The 16,385-nt window shown below is 38.8% G+C and carries 13 protein-coding genes; 8 read left to right on the top strand and 5 right to left on the bottom strand.

The features are described from left to right. Positions 1 to 23: 23 nt before the first annotated feature. Positions 24 to 803, bottom strand: coding sequence for a DsbA family protein (locus HWV03_RS12095; RefSeq protein ID WP_211676138.1), 780 nt, complete (start codon positions 801 to 803; stop codon positions 24 to 26). 558 nt (positions 804 to 1,361) lie between these two features. Between HWV03_RS12095 and HWV03_RS12090 the strand changes: the two genes are divergently transcribed. From HWV03_RS12090 to HWV03_RS12080, 3 genes are all read left to right on the top strand, one after another. After that, positions 1,362 to 2,852, top strand: coding sequence for an adhesion domain-containing protein (locus HWV03_RS12090; RefSeq protein ID WP_211676137.1), 1,491 nt, complete (start codon positions 1,362 to 1,364; stop codon positions 2,850 to 2,852). Between the two features lie 247 nt (positions 2,853 to 3,099). Then, positions 3,100 to 3,618: a GNAT family N-acetyltransferase gene (locus tag HWV03_RS12085; protein ID WP_211676136.1), complete on the top strand. Its 519-nt coding sequence runs from the start codon at positions 3,100 to 3,102 to the stop codon at positions 3,616 to 3,618. A gap of 312 nt (positions 3,619 to 3,930) precedes the next feature. After that, positions 3,931 to 5,211 (top strand): acetyl-CoA C-acetyltransferase, encoded by a 1,281-nt coding sequence (locus tag HWV03_RS12080; protein ID WP_211671782.1) that lies wholly within the window; start codon positions 3,931 to 3,933, stop codon positions 5,209 to 5,211. Positions 5,212 to 5,318: 107 nt separating this feature from the next. Here HWV03_RS12080 and HWV03_RS12075 read toward each other — a convergent pair whose 3' ends face one another. The 4 genes from HWV03_RS12075 to asnB all read right to left on the bottom strand — a co-directional run bounded on the left by HWV03_RS12075 (position 5,319) and on the right by asnB (position 11,066). Then, positions 5,319 to 6,620: an anaerobic C4-dicarboxylate transporter gene (locus HWV03_RS12075; protein ID WP_211676135.1), complete on the bottom strand. Its 1,302-nt coding sequence runs from the start codon at positions 6,618 to 6,620 to the stop codon at positions 5,319 to 5,321. Between the two features lie 362 nt (positions 6,621 to 6,982). Then, on the bottom strand, positions 6,983 to 8,017 hold the full coding sequence (locus tag HWV03_RS12070; RefSeq protein ID WP_211676134.1) for a M48 family metallopeptidase: 1,035 nt from the start codon (positions 8,015 to 8,017) through the stop codon (positions 6,983 to 6,985). Further along, on the bottom strand, positions 8,014 to 9,147 hold the full coding sequence (locus HWV03_RS12065) for a YjgN family protein (protein WP_211676133.1): 1,134 nt from the start codon (positions 9,145 to 9,147) through the stop codon (positions 8,014 to 8,016). The genes HWV03_RS12070 and HWV03_RS12065 overlap by 4 nt, the downstream gene beginning before the upstream one ends. Positions 9,148 to 9,398: 251 nt before the next feature. Beyond that, positions 9,399 to 11,066 (bottom strand): asparagine synthase B, encoded by a 1,668-nt coding sequence (gene asnB, locus HWV03_RS12060; protein WP_211676132.1) that lies wholly within the window; start codon positions 11,064 to 11,066, stop codon positions 9,399 to 9,401. Positions 11,067 to 11,620: 554 nt separating this feature from the next. Between asnB and lpxM the strand changes: the two genes are divergently transcribed. From lpxM to HWV03_RS12035, 5 genes are all read left to right on the top strand, one after another. Next, complete coding sequence (gene lpxM, locus HWV03_RS12055; RefSeq protein ID WP_211676131.1) at positions 11,621 to 12,562, top strand: lauroyl-Kdo(2)-lipid IV(A) myristoyltransferase; 942 nt, start codon at positions 11,621 to 11,623, stop codon at positions 12,560 to 12,562. A gap of 404 nt (positions 12,563 to 12,966) precedes the next feature. Then, the gene (gene pykF, locus HWV03_RS12050) at positions 12,967 to 14,379 is read left to right on the top strand and encodes a pyruvate kinase PykF (RefSeq protein WP_211676130.1); all 1,413 of its coding nucleotides are present in this window, start codon (positions 12,967 to 12,969) and stop codon (positions 14,377 to 14,379) included. Positions 14,380 to 14,482: 103 nt separating this feature from the next. Then, on the top strand, positions 14,483 to 15,319 hold the full coding sequence (locus tag HWV03_RS12045; protein ID WP_211676129.1) for a patatin-like phospholipase family protein: 837 nt from the start codon (positions 14,483 to 14,485) through the stop codon (positions 15,317 to 15,319). Between the two features lie 65 nt (positions 15,320 to 15,384). Next, positions 15,385 to 15,603, top strand: coding sequence for a VF530 family protein (locus tag HWV03_RS12040; protein ID WP_211671773.1), 219 nt, complete (start codon positions 15,385 to 15,387; stop codon positions 15,601 to 15,603). Between the two features lie 262 nt (positions 15,604 to 15,865). Beyond that, positions 15,866 to 16,267: a thioesterase family protein gene (locus HWV03_RS12035; protein WP_211676128.1), complete on the top strand. Its 402-nt coding sequence runs from the start codon at positions 15,866 to 15,868 to the stop codon at positions 16,265 to 16,267. Positions 16,268 to 16,385: the final 118 nt, after the last annotated feature.

Raw genomic sequence — 16,385 nt, 5'->3', positions numbered from 1 at the left:
TATAATAGAATTATCGTCGACAATTATTGTGTTATAGATGCTTTTACTTTTCTGATCGCATTTTTGATGCCTTCAGGGTCATAACCCGGTAGCATAACTACGTTATCTTGATTTGCTCCTTTGCTTGGCATTATAACCACAGCTGGTGTACCACGTAGCCCGAGTTTAGCAAATAACTGAAAGTTAGCTGCGTAACGCTCATTAGGTTTGAATTCATTAACGTTTACACCTGCTTTTTTAGCCGCTTTTTTAACGTCTTCTTTTGTTAATTTACCTTCGTCATGACCTGTTGCGAAGATTGCGTTATGGTAAGTTAAGTAAGCTTTACTGCCTTTTTCAGAAAAAACCCATTGTCCCATGTCAGCTGCGTAACCAGATACTTCCCAGCGTGTAGAAAAAATAGGTGTTTCTTTAAAAATGAATTTAGCATCAGGGTTTTCTTTTATTATGCTATCAAATTCAGGGCTCAATTTGGCACAGTATGCACATTGATAATCAAAGAATTCGATAATACTTACAGCTGCATCACTCGGGCCGATGAAAGGACTTTTTTTGTCTTTAAGTAGTGCATCTTGATTGTCTACGATTGCTTTAGCGCTTGCGGCTTGTTGTAATTTCATTTGTTTTAATTGCAGGTTTTTTGAAGCTTGTACCAAAATTTCTGGATGGTTTACTATGTATTCAGCTGCAATTTTCCCGATTTCATCTTCTTGTTCTTTATTAAATGTTGAATTCGAAGCCATGCAATTAAGGCTGATAAGTGTGCTCAAAGCAACTGCAATAGAAAGAGATGATTTTTTCATTTTAAAACTCATTTAATGTAAGTAGTGTGGTATGTGTAAGCATAATGAAAGAAAAGTTCATTAAAAGAGCATTAAAAGTTCATTAAAATTAAATTCGTACCATGAATTTTAAGCTTGTCGTCCTGCTCAAATCTTTCTTGTGGCACATCCTTGCTAAGCCCCCGCTTAAAATATTATGAGCTCTCGCGGATAGAAATGTCGCCTTTGGTGTCAATGTGATATATGAAACAACAAGTACACTTAATTAGATGTACCACTTATGGGAGGGCTGTATGACGTGTGTTATGTAAGATCTGAGTCTAGTAATGGTTCACTACGTATAAATAATATTATGTAATAAATTGATTTTACATTGGTTTATGCTTTTCCTTTCCCCTTTAGGATGATTTCAAAATGCAATACAAACTACGATTCTTGATTCCAGCAGCATTGACCTTGGTACTCAGTGCTTGTGGCGGGAGCGGGGGCACAGAAACACATTCGAAAAACCTGTCATCTTTGACCATATACCCGTCTCATTCGCAAACACCAGCTGAACAACTCGAGGTTCATCAGGGGATGTCTCAGGATCTAAGGACTATCGCACACTACACAGATCCGGAGTATTATCCTGATGAGGATGTAACCCAGCATGTTAAGTGGCTGCAATCCGCCCCCGAAAATTTCGAGCAGTCTCAGGGACACTTTTTGGCTAAAGCTTTTCCCGGAGCCGAAACTGATATTAACGTGGTTATGGATGGCGTATCCAGTCAACATGTACAGCTTTTGATTATTCCTGGAACCCTGACAAAGCTTGAAGTGATTGCTGAAGACGCTAATGATGATTTGGTGGTTCCGAGAGGCCAATCAATTATACTTAGTGCTTTGGCTACGTTTGAAGGCGATGACGGTCAGAACCATGTTTATGATGTCAGCAGTGATGCACTGTGGACCCTAAGTAACCCTGAGGAGTTTGTTGTTGAGGGTAATACTTTTAGGGCGATAGGAAAAGCGGGTTCGGATATTAGTGCAAGCTTAGTAGGGAGCTACGATACATCAAGTGAAGCGAGGAAGTTGACAATCACGAATGGGGAATTAACAGGAATCCATATCAAACTGGAAGACAATCAGAGTCACACGGTTGCCAAGGGTTACAGTATCAGCTTGCACGTGTACGGTACCTTTAAAGGGTCAACTGCTTTAAGAAACTTCGAACAAGATATTACTGAAGAAAGCTATGTGAAATACTCGGGGGGCAATGGTAGTTTCTCCCATAACAGAAATGTGTACCACGCAAAAGGTGAACCTGGCAGTGTCGAAACTATTTCTGTGAGAGCGTTAGATGAATATAGCTATCATGAATTCTCTGACGAGATTACTCTCACTGTGGGTAATCCCGTACTCGACGATTTGATTATTACTGAAAGACTCGAACTCGGAGATAGTATTCCACTTGCTCAATCTCGAGAATTTATAGCGACTGGGCATTTCGGTTCTGACTATGGGGAGGACTTCAATCAGCTGGTAACCGACGATGTATCATGGACTACGAATGAACCATTTGTATTAAGTCAGAAAGAAAACATATTCTTCGCTGAGACGACTGGACGAGCTGTGGTTACTGCTACTGACAATAATGCAAAAGTAAGCGCACATTATAATACGGAGGCGATAAAATTCAGCGACAGTGCAGAGAACAACGGTAATACATTTTTCCATCCAGTGACCAAAGAAGAGGCTGAGGTTGAAGGGATGGATGACGGTGTTTATAAACCAGTTCCGACAGTTGAATGGGCACTGTTGACTTGGTCTGATGCGAACAGTTATTGTAGTCTAAAAGGCTTTAAACTAGCGACAGTCGATCAACTCATTAGTTTATCCTATGGTTATGACAAATATGAAAATATAAACTACGCCAATGGTTGGCCAATTTTAAAGCGTTATTGGACACATAATTTGGCTAATGGTAATCAACATTTTGCCTATAATATGGGCGGCAATGCGGATTATGACAAAGAAGACAATGATACTCCTCTGCTCGCGATTTGTATTCAGCACAGCGGGGATTAGTGAACAAAGAATCTTCAAAATACGATTATGGTAAGGCGTTTCAATATTCCTTACCATAAAGGGAATCTGGCACTATACAAATATAACTCTTGTTTATGTTTTGATTTTATTTGATAAATTCTGAATGTTTTCCTATATCCATTTGTAATACATGACAATTTTGATATTGTTGAAGACACATTAATTAAAGTGTCTTCACATATACGTTTCAAGCTTAGCTTGGCGTTATCAAAATTAAGGGATAAGCGTGCAGTTATCAGGTCAAAGAATAAAACTATCACCATTAGATGAAACGGATAAGCGTCTTTTTATTGAAATATCAATGTGTCCCAAAATGATGGAACATGTTTATCAAGCATTTACATATGAAGACGCTGCAGCCGCGTTCGCAGCTAAATCACAGCCTTGGACTATTGAAAGTGACGGATGGCTATCATTAGGCATATCTGAAACCGCAACCGGTGAAAAACTAGGGAATATTGGACTTAAAATTGTTAACCATGAAGCCAAAATTGCTGTGGTTGGCTATATGATTAAGCAGGGCGCTCAAGGAAAAGGGTTTGGAAGTGAAGCATTGAACTTGCTTAAAGACTATGCGCTCAATGGATTGGCACTTAATAAGCTAACAGCTACATGTTCAGTTCATAATATGGGTTCATTTAAACTGCTCGAAAAAATTGGCTTTATTCGTGAGGGCCGTTTACAGCAAAACTCTTTAATTAGTAACAAGTATGTAGATGATTATATCTATGGTTTGTGCAAATAGTTTTATAACAAACCGCTCTAAGCTGTTTTTATCCATTGTGATCCAGCCTTGGTCAGATTAGATGCTTATTCATTTTTTATTAATCTAACAACAAGCTAAGAACATAACGGATGTTGGTTAATGGGGAGAGGGTATAAGTTAGGCTCTCATACCATGTTCATATTAGTTTGCCATATATTATTAAAATAGCGGTGAACAAACAACCACGTTAGAGTTTTTATTTTAAACTTGTTTCAACAATGTTACATTGATGTATCTAAAGCCTAATGTGCTGCGGGCATATATAAGTCATTTTAATTAAAGGAATAAACCATGACAGGTCAAACAATAAGAAGAGTTGCAATTATCGGCGGTAACCGTATCCCGTTTGCACGTTCAAACACAGCATATTCGAAACTAAGTAACCAAGACATGCTTACGGAAACGATCCGTGGTTTAGTGGTTAAATATGGTCTACGTGGAGAACAACTTGGTGAAGTTGTTGCGGGGGCGGTAATTAAACACTCTCGCGATTTTAACTTAACGCGTGAAGCGGTATTAAGTGCAGGCCTAGCACCTGAAACACCTTGTTATGATATTCAACAAGCATGTGGTACTGGTCTAGCTGCTGCCATTCAAGTAGCAAACAAGATTGCACTGGGTCAAATTGAAGCGGGTATTGCTGGTGGTTCTGATACAACATCTGACGCACCGATTGCAGTGAGTGAAGGTATGCGCAGTGTTTTACTTGAGTTGAACCGCGCTAAAACGGGTAAACAACGCTTAAGTGCACTTTCTCGTTTACGTCCTAAACATTTCGTGCCACTTACGCCAGCGAATAAAGAACCTCGTACAAAAATGGCGATGGGTGATCATTGTCAAGTGACAGCGAAAGAGTGGAATATCTCACGCGAAGCACAAGATGAATTAGCATGTGCAAGTCATCAAAAATTAGCGGCTGCATATACAGAAGGTTTCTTCGATACATTAGTATCGCCTATGGCTGGTCTAACTAAAGATAATGTATTACGTGCAGACACGACAGTTGAAAAACTAGCTAAATTAAAGCCTTGTTTTGATAAAGTAAATGGCACTATGACGGCGGGTAACAGTACTAACCTTACGGACGGTGCATCTGCTGTATTACTAGCAAGTGAAGAGTGGGCTGCTGAACACAACTTACCGGTTCAAGCTTATCTAACATTTGGTGAAACAGCGGCTGTTGACTTTGTTGATAAAAAAGAAGGTCTGTTAATGGCTCCCGCATATGCAGTGCCAAAAATGCTTAAGCGTGCAGGTCTAACATTACAAGATTTCGATTTCTATGAAATTCATGAAGCATTTGCAGCACAAGTATTATCAACGCTAGCTGCGTGGGAAGATGAGAAATTCTGTAAAGAGAAACTTGGTCTTGATGCACCGCTTGGTTCAATCGATTTAACTAAATTAAACGTGAAAGGTAGTAGCTTAGCAACGGGTCATCCTTTCGCAGCTACAGGTGGTCGTGTTATCGCAACACTGGCACAACTGCTTGATCAGAAAGGTTCAGGTCGTGGTTTAATCTCGATTTGTGCTGCTGGTGGTCAAGGTATTACCGCTATTTTAGAAAAATAAATACTTCGTTTATTCTTTATTAAATAAACGCCAATACTGCAGAGTATTGGCGTTTTTTTAATAACTAAGTGTACTAATGGATGCCATCATTTCAACCTCTAATTGGATTAGAGCACAGCGCCTCCAATTAGAAACCCAAGTGCTACGGATGTAGTGATTGTGACAACACCTGGAATGAAGAAAGGGTGGTTAAATACTAAATTACCAATGCGAGTTGAACCTGTGTCATCCATTTCTACTGCTGCAAGAAGTGTTGGGTAAGTTGGCAATACAAACAGCGCACTCACTGCAGCAAATGAAGCTATGGCCGTTATAGGGGCAACCCCAATGGCTAATGCGGCTGGCATCAAGGCTGTCGTGGTGGCACCTTGTGAGTAGAGCAGCGTTGAGGCAAAGAATAGAGTTACAGCAAGCATCCATGGGTATTGCTGAAGTATGTCCGCAGAAAAAGTTTTGATCTCTTCAATATGGCTTGATACGAAAGTATCACCGAGCCAGGCCACACCAAGAACGCAGATGCAGGCGCTCATGCCTGATTTGAATGTTGCTGCGTTCGCGATCTCTGATGCATCAATCTTAGTGAAAGTTACAATTGCGGTAGCGGCAGAGAGCATAAATACCATAATGGCATCATTACGGCTTAACGCTGGGTTTTCAATGATATTTACCGCGTCTGAAATCAGGGTTGCATAGATGATCACCCCTATGATTGCAGTTACAAAGATACCGGTTGCTAATTTAGCGCTTGGCAATATCTCTCTTTGCGTCTTTCCTTTAAGTATGATCTGGCCTTTGGCTAACTTTTCTTGATAGATAGCATCATCTTTTAGTTCACACCCTAAAAAATTAGAAACGAATGCTCCAACCATACAAGCGGCAAATGTTGAAGGAATACAGATCGCTAGCAGTGTAAGATAGCCCACTCCGAGCGGTTCTAAAATTCCAGAGAAGAAGACTACCGCTGCAGATATTGGAGATGCTGTGATAGCGATTTGTGATGCGACAACCGAGATGCTTAATGGCCTTGACGGGCGTATTCCTTGCTCTTTAGCTACCTCAGCAATAACGGGTAATGTTGAAAATGCAGTGTGCCCAGTTCCTGCAAGTAGGGTCATAAAATAGGTAACCATTGGGGCGTAAAAGGTAATTCTCTTTGGATGTTTACGGAGGAAGTGTTCTGAGAGTTCAACTAGCCAGTCCAACCCTCCCGCTACTTGCATTGCTGCAATTGCAGAAATCACGGACATGATAATCAATATAACATCAATGGGAATATTCCCGGTGTCGACGCCTAGAAACAGGCTAAGAACCAATACACCGGCACCACCCGCAAGACCTATACCAATACCACCGATACGAGCGCCAAGATAGATAAAAGTAAGCACAATAATAAACTCTACAACAATCATAAGTTTTCCTTATTTGAGGTATTGTGGTGTAAACGTCTGCCTTTTGGTTGAAATGGTAGTGCAAGGGACTGTGTACATCGCCTTGTGTAGGGTTATATTACACCGGAGTGGTATGGGTAATGGAAGGGGGGGGCGTTATTTTTTAAAGTTGAGAGGCGGTTCATGTATTGCTGGCTTCTATCCTGTGCCGATTCACAAAATCAGTTGTTTTCCATCAAGACTACATCTATCTTCTTGATTACAGAATGCCGTTTGCTTATCTCTGGGGGAACGTAACTAAATTGGAGAGGTTAAGGGCTTACTATATTGGGTGTAGTCTCGATTTGTGATCCAGCACTTATTAAGGGCCGGATCTTAGGGGGTTACAAAGGATCAATAAGGTTTATCGCATTAATACGTTCACCTATGCCTGGATGCGAACGTAACCAAGTTGGAGAGGTTAAGGCTTCACTTTCTAGCCGTATCAATATATCTTCTAGCGCCTGCACAGAACCATATTCGGACAGCAATACTTTTGCTGCGAATTTATCTGCTTCAAGTTCATCCTGCTGAGAATAGTCTAGTGATAGTAATAACACACTGGCACTAGCCAAAGTATCGCCGATACCCGTCGCATCACCCACAATATAATTTGCCAGTACAGATAGTATCGATAATTCAACAAGTCGTTTTAAAAGATGATTATGATACTGATGTCCTATCTCATGCAATAATACAGCGCTTAATTCTCGATCATCTTGTGCAAGCATAACGAGTTCATCCGTTAGAATAATCGTGCCATCAGTTAACGTAAACGCATTGGCGGTGTCAGTTAAGGAGCGAAATAATAACTTGGGTTTTTGGTTATCAGTTATCGTTGTTGAACTGATACTACTTAATCGGCTAGTCAGTTCATCTTGTCTTTTTATCGATAGCTTAGATGGAGTGAAGTCGTGTTCGTCTAAATATTCTAGACTATAGTCGGCTAGATGTTTTCCCACTACAGGAGGGATCGACTGTGCGATCACGCCACTGATAGCGGGGATCCCTGAGTTAATCACATACCAAGCAGATAAACTACTTAGTAATATACTGGTAATAATGGTGATGCTATTTTTTTCCAGTCTATGTAACCAGGACTGTTTATTCTGTTGACGTAGCCAGATGTCAATTTTCGCATTATCATCGGCAGTAAATGTCCAACCGTTAACGAATGTAAAGCTACGAGGAATAGCGCCTAAAGCACGAGATATAGTTATGTTACCTATATCAGTTTTTAATGCCGAATCTGCAGCGGTTAAAATGTTAGCCTCAACACTGCTGAGCACACACTCAATACCGCCATCGGAATTAAGTATTAGCTCAGCGGCTATCGTAATGGCTGATGCGGGTGCAACAGCCTTACCTTTAATTATCATATAGCGCTAATGTTTAGATCGAACGCTTGGGATAATTCATCTGCAATAGCACCTGATTCATTTGTAATTTGGTCTGTTGCACTAGTGAGGGAAAGGTCACCGTCAACCTGAGTCACGGATGCGATATAATTTGCATGTCGAATCATTGTAAATGGTCGAGCTAAACCAAGGGTACAAACGATCAGTAATAGGTTTGTTAATAGTAGTAAGCTATAAGACATAACCGTCATTGTCGATTTTGGTTGTAACTGATTATCAAGTTTAGTCGCAGACAGTATATAGTTACGAATTCGGACATGGAAATAGACCTGAGTAAATATCATACCGAGTATCATACCAATGTACGCAATCACAAAGACTGCCATTTTACTTGAGTCTCCGGTTAAATTACTGACGTCATTTGTGCTGACACCTGCAATAATTAGAAATGCTGCAAAGACCGCAATGATAAGTACCATCAGTAACATGAACTTAGCGAGTACCTTAAATATATAGGTAGTTTGTAACGTCGCAGCGAAAGTGAGATTACCATAACGTGTATTATTGATAATGAACTGATTCATGGCGGCTATAACCCAAGAGAATAACAAGGGTAGGATAAGTAAGCATGTTACGGCCATAATAATGATGCCAAGTATTTTCGATGCAGGCATAATATAAGTGAGGGTGATGGCTATGGATATACCAATTGAGATATAAGCGGCTAACGGTTTTACGAGCATGACTTTATATGCATTTTTGTAAGAGCCGATAAAGTTGAAACGTACATTTCTAAATTGTGTCATTTTCATATCGAAGCGGAGATTACGCACGACTAAAACTGGATAGATAAGTACGAATATTAACATAACAAGTACAGCTAATTGTGGTGAAAATGCATTTAAAGCAGCCCATATACTAACGGCAATAACGGCAATAACGGCAATAATTCGACCAATCAAGATCTGTTTAGGCTGCGCTAGGTAATCAAATCGATCTCCGCTAAGCTCAGTATTACCATAGAAGTATTTGTTGGTACGAACTTTAGCCCATGCTGAGTAGATCCCTAGCGTTATAATACTTAATAGAATATTTACGATCCAAATACCAAAATATTCCTTTCCTTTACCATGAAATTTAAACTGGTGCATTTCTGTTCCTTTGAAATGATGTAAATGAGAATTATTGTCATTATAGTATCATGCTAAGTGTGTACTCAAAATGGGATATGTAATATTAAGAAGAAAATGAGGAACTAATCACGATATTTTTGTCGTAGTTTATACTGGCATCACTTAAGCGCAATATAATACAGTGGCATCGGTGAGCCTGCTTGTAAGGAAACAAAAAAACAGCACCGAAGTGCTGTTTAAATAGAGGTTTAACGAAAAATCAAACTAGATTAGTCTTCGTATGCTTCGTTATGTACGCCAGCTGCACGACCCGATGGATCTGCATTGTTTTGAAAACTTTCATCCCAAGCTAGCGCTTCTACTGTTGAACATGCCACAGATTTACCAAATGGTACGCATTTAGCCGCTGAGTCACCAGGGAAGTGATCTTCAAAGATGGCGCGATAGTAGTAACCTTCTTTGGTATCAGGTGTGTTAATCGGAAATTTAAATGCAGCGCTTGCTAACATTTGGTCCGATACAGCTTCTTCAACGTGAACTTTTAGCTGGTCAATCCAAGAATAACCTACACCATCAGAGAATTGCTCTTTTTGACGCCATACAATTTCTTCTGGCAATAAATCTTCAAATGCTTCACGAATGATGTTTTTCTCAATTCTGTCACCAGTGATCATTTTTAATTCAGGGTTTAGTCGCATTGACGCATCTACAAACTCTTTATCTAAGAATGGTACACGTGCTTCAATTCCCCATGCCGCCATCGACTTATTCGCTCGTAAGCAATCAAACATATGAAGTTTAGAAACTTTACGTACCGTTTCTTCATGGAACTCTTTTGCATTTGGTGCTTTGTGGAAGTACAAGTAACCACCGAATAGTTCATCAGCACCTTCACCAGAAAGCACCATTTTGATACCCATGGCTTTAATTTTACGCGCCATCAAATACATAGGTGTTGATGCTCGAATAGTCGTTACATCGTATGTTTCAATGTGATATATAACGTCACGTAATGCGTCGATACCTTCTTGTACGGTAAATTCAATCGAGTGATGGATAGTGCCTAAGTGATCAGCCACTTTTTGTGCCGCAGCTAAATCTGGAGAACCGTTTAAGCCTACAGAGAAAGAATGCAATTGTGGCCACCATGCTTCTGTTTTGCCATCGTCTTCGATACGACGTTTTGAATACTGTTGAGTGATCGCAGAGATAACAGAAGAATCTAAACCACCTGACAGTAATACACCATAAGGTACATCACACATTAGTTGACGTTTAACGGCGTTTTCTAAACCTTGCTTAACAACTTCTTTATCACCGCCGTTTTGTGCTACCGCATCAAACTCTGTCCAGTCACGTTGATAATACGGTGTTACTTTACCGTCTTTACTCCACAAGTAATGACCGGCTGGGAATTCTTCAATTTGTGTACAAACAGGTACTAACGCTTTCATTTCAGATGCAACATAAAAGTTACCGTGTTCATCATAGCCTGTGTATAGCGGAATAATACCGATATGATCTCGACCGATAAGGTAAGCGTCTTCGTCTTCATCATATAAAGCAAAAGCAAAGATACCATTCAGGTCATCTAAAAACTGCGTTCCTTTCTCTTTGTATAGAGCAAGGATAACTTCACAATCAGACTCTGTTTGAAATTCAAAATCTACATTTAATGTTTTTTGTAAATCTTTATGGTTATAAATTTCACCATTAACAGCAAGTACGTGAGTCTTTTCTTCATTGTATAAAGGTTGTGCACCATTATTAACATCAACAATTGCAAGGCGTTCATGAACTAAAATAGCATTATCATTGGTATAGATACCTGACCAATCTGGGCCTCGGTGACGCAGTAACTTTGATAACTCTAATGCTTGTGCACGAAGAGGTTTAATGTCTGACTTGATGTCTAGAATTCCGAATATTGAGCACATAACTAATTCCTTCTAATGCTGCGTATGCAGCTAACTTTCTAAATAGTGAGTCTAATTTGCCACATTGTAGATTTAATGCAAATAAAAATGATAAAACAATTACAAAAAATGCATTTCAATGTGGAATCGATAATTTTAAGGTGTTAAAAGTAACAATTCAATAATATTGGTGGCGAGGTAATAGACTAATATGGATCTTAATGAATAAGTAAGCATGATTGAATCCATTCAACGCAACGTGGTACTAAGTAAATAATTTAAATACAATAATGATCTACTTGCGTTAAATTTATCATGATAATTAACTATAGCTCAATGGCAATTTGGCATAACTATAAAATATATTTTAAATTAATGGGTTAGTAGAGTATTTAAACTTTAAATGGGTACTTTCTGGCGTTATTGGTTTATTGGTATTGAGCCATAGCGCGTTAAAGCGATTAAAATAGTACCGTAAATATAAAAAATAGTTGGTTTTGGCGAGATAACTGAATAAACTGATTGACTTGTTATCTCGTAATATTTTGTAATTTAAACAGGTTCGATAAAATTATATGTCTGATAAATATAAACCGTATGACCTTTCTTTCAAAAAAACATTTTTGCTACCTAAGTTTTGGCCAGTGTGGTTCGGCGTCTTTGTATTATACTTATTAGCTTTTGTGCCAGTGAAACCGCGCGATAAGTTTGCGCGTTTCATCGCGACTAAATTATTTAATTTAAAAGCGATGAAAAAACGCAAGAAGGTTGCAAAAATTAACTTATCTATGTGTTTTCCTGAAATGGATGAGGCAGAAAAAGATCGAATTATCATGGGTAACTTAGTTACTTTTTGCCAAACGATTTTAAGTTATGCTGAACCAAGTGCACGAAGCCTAGCTTACAATCGAAATCGTATGATTGTTCATGGTGGTGAGAACCTTTTTCCATTATTAGAGGAAGGGAAGGCATGCATCTTACTAGTACCACATAGTTTTGCCGTTGATTTTTCAGGTTTACATGTTGCGTCTTACGGTGCACCATTTTGTACCATGTTTAATGATTCTGGAAACGAACTTTTTGATTGGTTGATGACTCGCCAGCGTGCTAAATTTGGAAATACGATTTATCACCGTAAAGCCGGATTAGGTGCACTTGTACATTCTCTTAAAAAAGGTGAAAGTTGTTACTATTTACCTGATGAGGATCATGGTCCTAAACGTAGTGTATTTGCGCCGTTATTTTCGACACAAAAAGCAACTTTACCTGTATTAGGGAAATTAGCAGAAAAAACAGGCGCATCAGTTGTTCCTATCTATGCTGCATATAATGAAAAACGAGGTAAATTCGAAACATTTATCCGACCAGCGATGCAAAACTTTCCGTCCGAAAGTCCTGAGCAAGATGCGGTGATGATGAATCAAGAGATCGAAGCGTTGATTGAGTGTGGTATTGATCAGTATATGTGGACGTTAAGATTATTAAGAACACGTCCAGATGGTAAAAAAATCTATTAGTTGTCGCCATCCCTTTATTCAAGCGCTATATATTTAACTTAGATATAGCGCTTCCTTTAACGTAAAATCCCGCCTGACGAACCACTCTTAGATGCTCTTTCAATTATATTTAATGACAATTTGGCTTGTTCTTGCTTTGTTTTTAGCCTAATGAGTGAAACAAACTTGATCTAGGTATCTATTCTGTCTTTCTTTATGCTTATCACTCTATGCTTTTAAACTTATACTTGTTACAATTGGTTTCATATGAAAGGGATGTGGTTTCAATAAAAGCTATTTCGGTTTCAATAAAAATTTTGGTTTATAGTCGCATTCAGAGTAAATCGAACAACTTTCTCATCTAGACTATGAATAAGAAAACAAGATCTAAAAGAATATAAAATATCCCATACGGAGCTATAAGAATGAAAAAGACTAAAATTGTTTGTACAATTGGTCCAAAAACTGAATCAGTAGAGAAACTAACAGAGCTTGTTAATGCAGGCATGAATGTTATGCGTTTAAACTTCTCTCATGGTAACTTTGCTGAGCATTCAGGTCGAATTCAAAATATCCGTCAAGTAAGTGAAAACCTGAATAAAAAAATCGCAGTATTATTGGATACGAAAGGTCCAGAAATCCGTACCATTAAATTAGAGAATGGTGAAGATGTTACATTGACAGTAGGTCAGTCATTCACATTTACAACAGATATTAATGTTGTAGGCAACAAAGAGTGTGTTGCTGTCACGTATGCTGGTTTTGCTAAAGACCTAAGCCCTGGCGCAATCATTCTTGTTGATGATGGCTTGATTGAAATGGAAGTGACTGAAACAACAGATACTGAAGTTAAGTGTAAAGTATTAAACACCGGTGCACTTGGTGAAAATAAAGGCGTTAACTTACCAAATATCAGTGTCGGTTTACCTGCATTATCTGATAAAGATAAAGCTGACCTTGCGTTTGGCTGTGAACAAGAAGTTGATTTCGTTGCTGCATCCTTTATCCGTAAAGCTGATGATGTAAGAGAAATTCGCGAAGTGTTATTTAATAACGGTGGCGAAAACATTCAGATTATCTCTAAAATTGAAAACCAAGAGGGTGTTGATAATTTTGATGAGATCCTAGCTGAATCTGACGGTATCATGGTTGCTCGTGGTGATCTGGGTGTTGAAATCCCTGTTGAAGAAGTGATCATGGCTCAGAAAATGATGATCAAGAAGTGTAACAAAGCAGGTAAAGTTGTCATTACAGCAACACAAATGCTCGATTCTATGATCAGTAACCCTCGTCCAACTCGTGCTGAAGCGGGAGACGTAGCCAATGCTGTTCTTGACGGTACTGATGCGGTAATGTTATCTGGCGAAACTGCGAAAGGTAAATATCCAGTTGAAGCTGTTTCAATTATGGCGAATATTTGTGAGCGTACTGATAACTCTATGTCTTCGGACCTAGGTGCTAATATTGTAGCTAAAAGCATGCGTATTACAGAAGCGGTATGTAAAGGTGCGGTAGAAACAACTGAAAAATTATGTGCACCACTGATAGTTGTTGCTACTCGTGGCGGCAAATCGGCGAAGTCTGTACGTAAGTATTTTCCGAAAGCTAACATTCTTGCGATTACAACGAACGAGAAAACTGCGCAACAATTATGTCTGACTAAAGGTGTTAAATCTTGTATTGTTAAACAGATTGATAGCACTGATGAATTTTACCGTAAAGGTAAAGAGCTAGCGATTTCAAGTGGACTAGCTAAAGAAGGTGATATTATTGTTATGGTTTCAGGTGCGCTTGTACCATCAGGTACAACAAACACCGCATCAGTTCACCAACTTTAAGTTGTTAAATTGATATTGTAGAAAAGAGAGCGCATGCTCTCTTTTTTTATACCTATATTTAATATACAGTTAGTAAAAAGTTAATTGGGGATTAATCAAAGAGATGGGTAGCACTAAACACAATATTGGCTTGGTACTTTCTGGTGGCGGAGCGAAGGGGATTGCTCACCTTGGCGTATTAAAATACCTGTTAGAGCAGGGGGTAAGACCGAGTTTAATTGCGGGCACGAGTGCCGGTTCTATGGTTGGTGCACTTTACTGTTCTGGATTAGAGATCGATGAAATACTGCAGTTTTTTATAGATGTGAAACCATTTTCTTGGAAATTTACTCGAGCGACTGCGGGTTTTATTGATCCTGCTAAATTGTATCCTGAGTTTTTAAAGTATATCCCGGAAGATAATTTTAAACATCTTGATCCTGAGTTGCGTATTATTGCTACCAACATGCTACTTGGAAAAGAGCATATTTTTAAAGACGGTTCCGTTATCAATGCCTTGTTAGCATCGGCAAGTTATCCTTTAGTATTCTCGCCTATGATCATTGATGGCCAAGTTTACTCTGACGGTGGTATCGTTAATCACTTTCCACTGAGTGTTATCGAAGCTGATTGTGATAAAATAATCGGTGTGTATGTATCGCCAATACGTCAAGTTGAACCTGAGGAATTGTCGAGTATCAAAGACGTTGTATTACGCGCATTTACGTTGCAGGGAAGTGGCGCTGAATTAGAGAAACTATCTCAATGTGATGTGCGCATTTATCCCGAAGCATTAGTCAATTACAATACATTTACAACCGACGAAAAATCATTACGAGAAATCTTTAAGATTGGCTACGAAGCAGCAAAAGAGCAATGTGATAGTATTATTGAATTAAAGGAAAGTTTAGTTACCAGTAGCCCGAATAAGAATCCCTTTACAAGGTGGTTCGGTCATTAATACTGTTAGTAACTCTTGTGTTATACTCATCAGCAATTAATCTTAAATAATTTATCACGGTAAACATGACTCAAATAAATAACCCGCTTCACGGGATGACACTTGAAAAAGTAATTAACAGCCTTGTTGATAAATATGGTTGGGATGGCCTTGGTTACTACGTTAACATTCGCTGTTTTACCCATGATCCAAGTGTTAAGTCTAGTCTTAAGTTTTTACGAAAAACACCTTGGGCGCGTGATAAAGTTGAAGCGTTATACGTAAAAATGGTCACTGAAGACTAAATTTTATTACGGCACGTTGGTCCTTGTTTACTATTGATTATGCATCATTAACAATGATAAATAAGGACCTGTGAATTGAAAGACGGTATTAACTTTGATTATCGATCTCATTCCTCAGTTATAACGATAAGCAAACCCGTGCTTATTCTAAGTGTTACTACCTTTAATGCGTGACATCTTCTCCAATATTACACTGTCATTTCTCAAATTTATCTATATGCTATGTATTATAAATACGTGATCAAATAGGTTAATTTCAGTAATGACGAAGATATACCATCACCCAGTACAAATTTATTATGAAGATACCGACCACTCAGGTGTTGTTTACCATCCTAATTTTTTGAAGTATTTTGAACGTGCACGCGAACATGTTATCAATAGCGATTTATTAGCGACATTGTGGAACGAACGCGGGTTAGGTTTTGCGGTTTATAAAGCCAATTTAACGTTTCTGGATGGCGTCGAGTTTGCTGAAGTTTGTGATATCCGTACCTCTTTTACACTCGATGGTAAATATAAAACGATCTGGCGTCAGGAAGTGTGGCGTCCTAATGCGAGTAAGGCTGCCGTCATCGGCGATATTGAAATGGTGTGCTTAGATAAAGAAAAACGCTTACAGCCCTTTCCTGATGATGTATTAACCGCAATGGTAAATGCATAATATATGGTGTTAGCCAATTTGAGTACGAAAAAACCACAATGAAATAATGAGGTATCTAATGCCTCACTTTACGTTTATATGACTTCCCGTCACGATTAAAACATCGCTAATAGCGACG

The sequence above is a fragment of the Moritella sp. 36 genome (genome assembly GCF_018219415.1).
Taxonomy (GTDB): domain Bacteria; phylum Pseudomonadota; class Gammaproteobacteria; order Enterobacterales; family Moritellaceae; genus Moritella.
The sequence above is the reverse complement of the archived record's forward strand: the minus strand, read 5'-3'. Positions and strand labels throughout refer to the sequence as shown.

Bases quoted from the DNA above. Each gene is read 5' to 3' on its own strand.
- HWV03_RS12075 (WP_211676135.1), bottom strand. From the start codon at position 6,620: ATGATTGTTGTAGAGTTTATTATTGTGCTTACTTTTATCTATCTTGGC.
- asnB (WP_211676132.1), bottom strand. From the start codon at position 11,066: ATGTGCTCAATATTCGGAATTCTAGACATCAAGTCAGACATTAAACCT.
- HWV03_RS12090 (WP_211676137.1), top strand. From the start codon at position 1,362: ATGTCTCAGGATCTAAGGACTATCGCACACTACACAGATCCGGAGTAT.
- HWV03_RS12035 (WP_211676128.1), top strand. From the start codon at position 15,866: ATGACGAAGATATACCATCACCCAGTACAAATTTATTATGAAGATACC.
- HWV03_RS12045 (WP_211676129.1), top strand. From the start codon at position 14,483: ATGGGTAGCACTAAACACAATATTGGCTTGGTACTTTCTGGTGGCGGA.
- pykF (WP_211676130.1), top strand. From the start codon at position 12,967: ATGAAAAAGACTAAAATTGTTTGTACAATTGGTCCAAAAACTGAATCA.
- HWV03_RS12080 (WP_211671782.1), top strand. From the start codon at position 3,931: ATGACAGGTCAAACAATAAGAAGAGTTGCAATTATCGGCGGTAACCGT.
- HWV03_RS12065 (WP_211676133.1), bottom strand. From the start codon at position 9,147: ATGCACCAGTTTAAATTTCATGGTAAAGGAAAGGAATATTTTGGTATT.
- lpxM (WP_211676131.1), top strand. From the start codon at position 11,621: ATGTCTGATAAATATAAACCGTATGACCTTTCTTTCAAAAAAACATTT.
- HWV03_RS12040 (WP_211671773.1), top strand. From the start codon at position 15,385: ATGACTCAAATAAATAACCCGCTTCACGGGATGACACTTGAAAAAGTA.
- HWV03_RS12095 (WP_211676138.1), bottom strand. From the start codon at position 803: ATGAAAAAATCATCTCTTTCTATTGCAGTTGCTTTGAGCACACTTATC.
- HWV03_RS12070 (WP_211676134.1), bottom strand. From the start codon at position 8,017: ATGATAATTAAAGGTAAGGCTGTTGCACCCGCATCAGCCATTACGATA.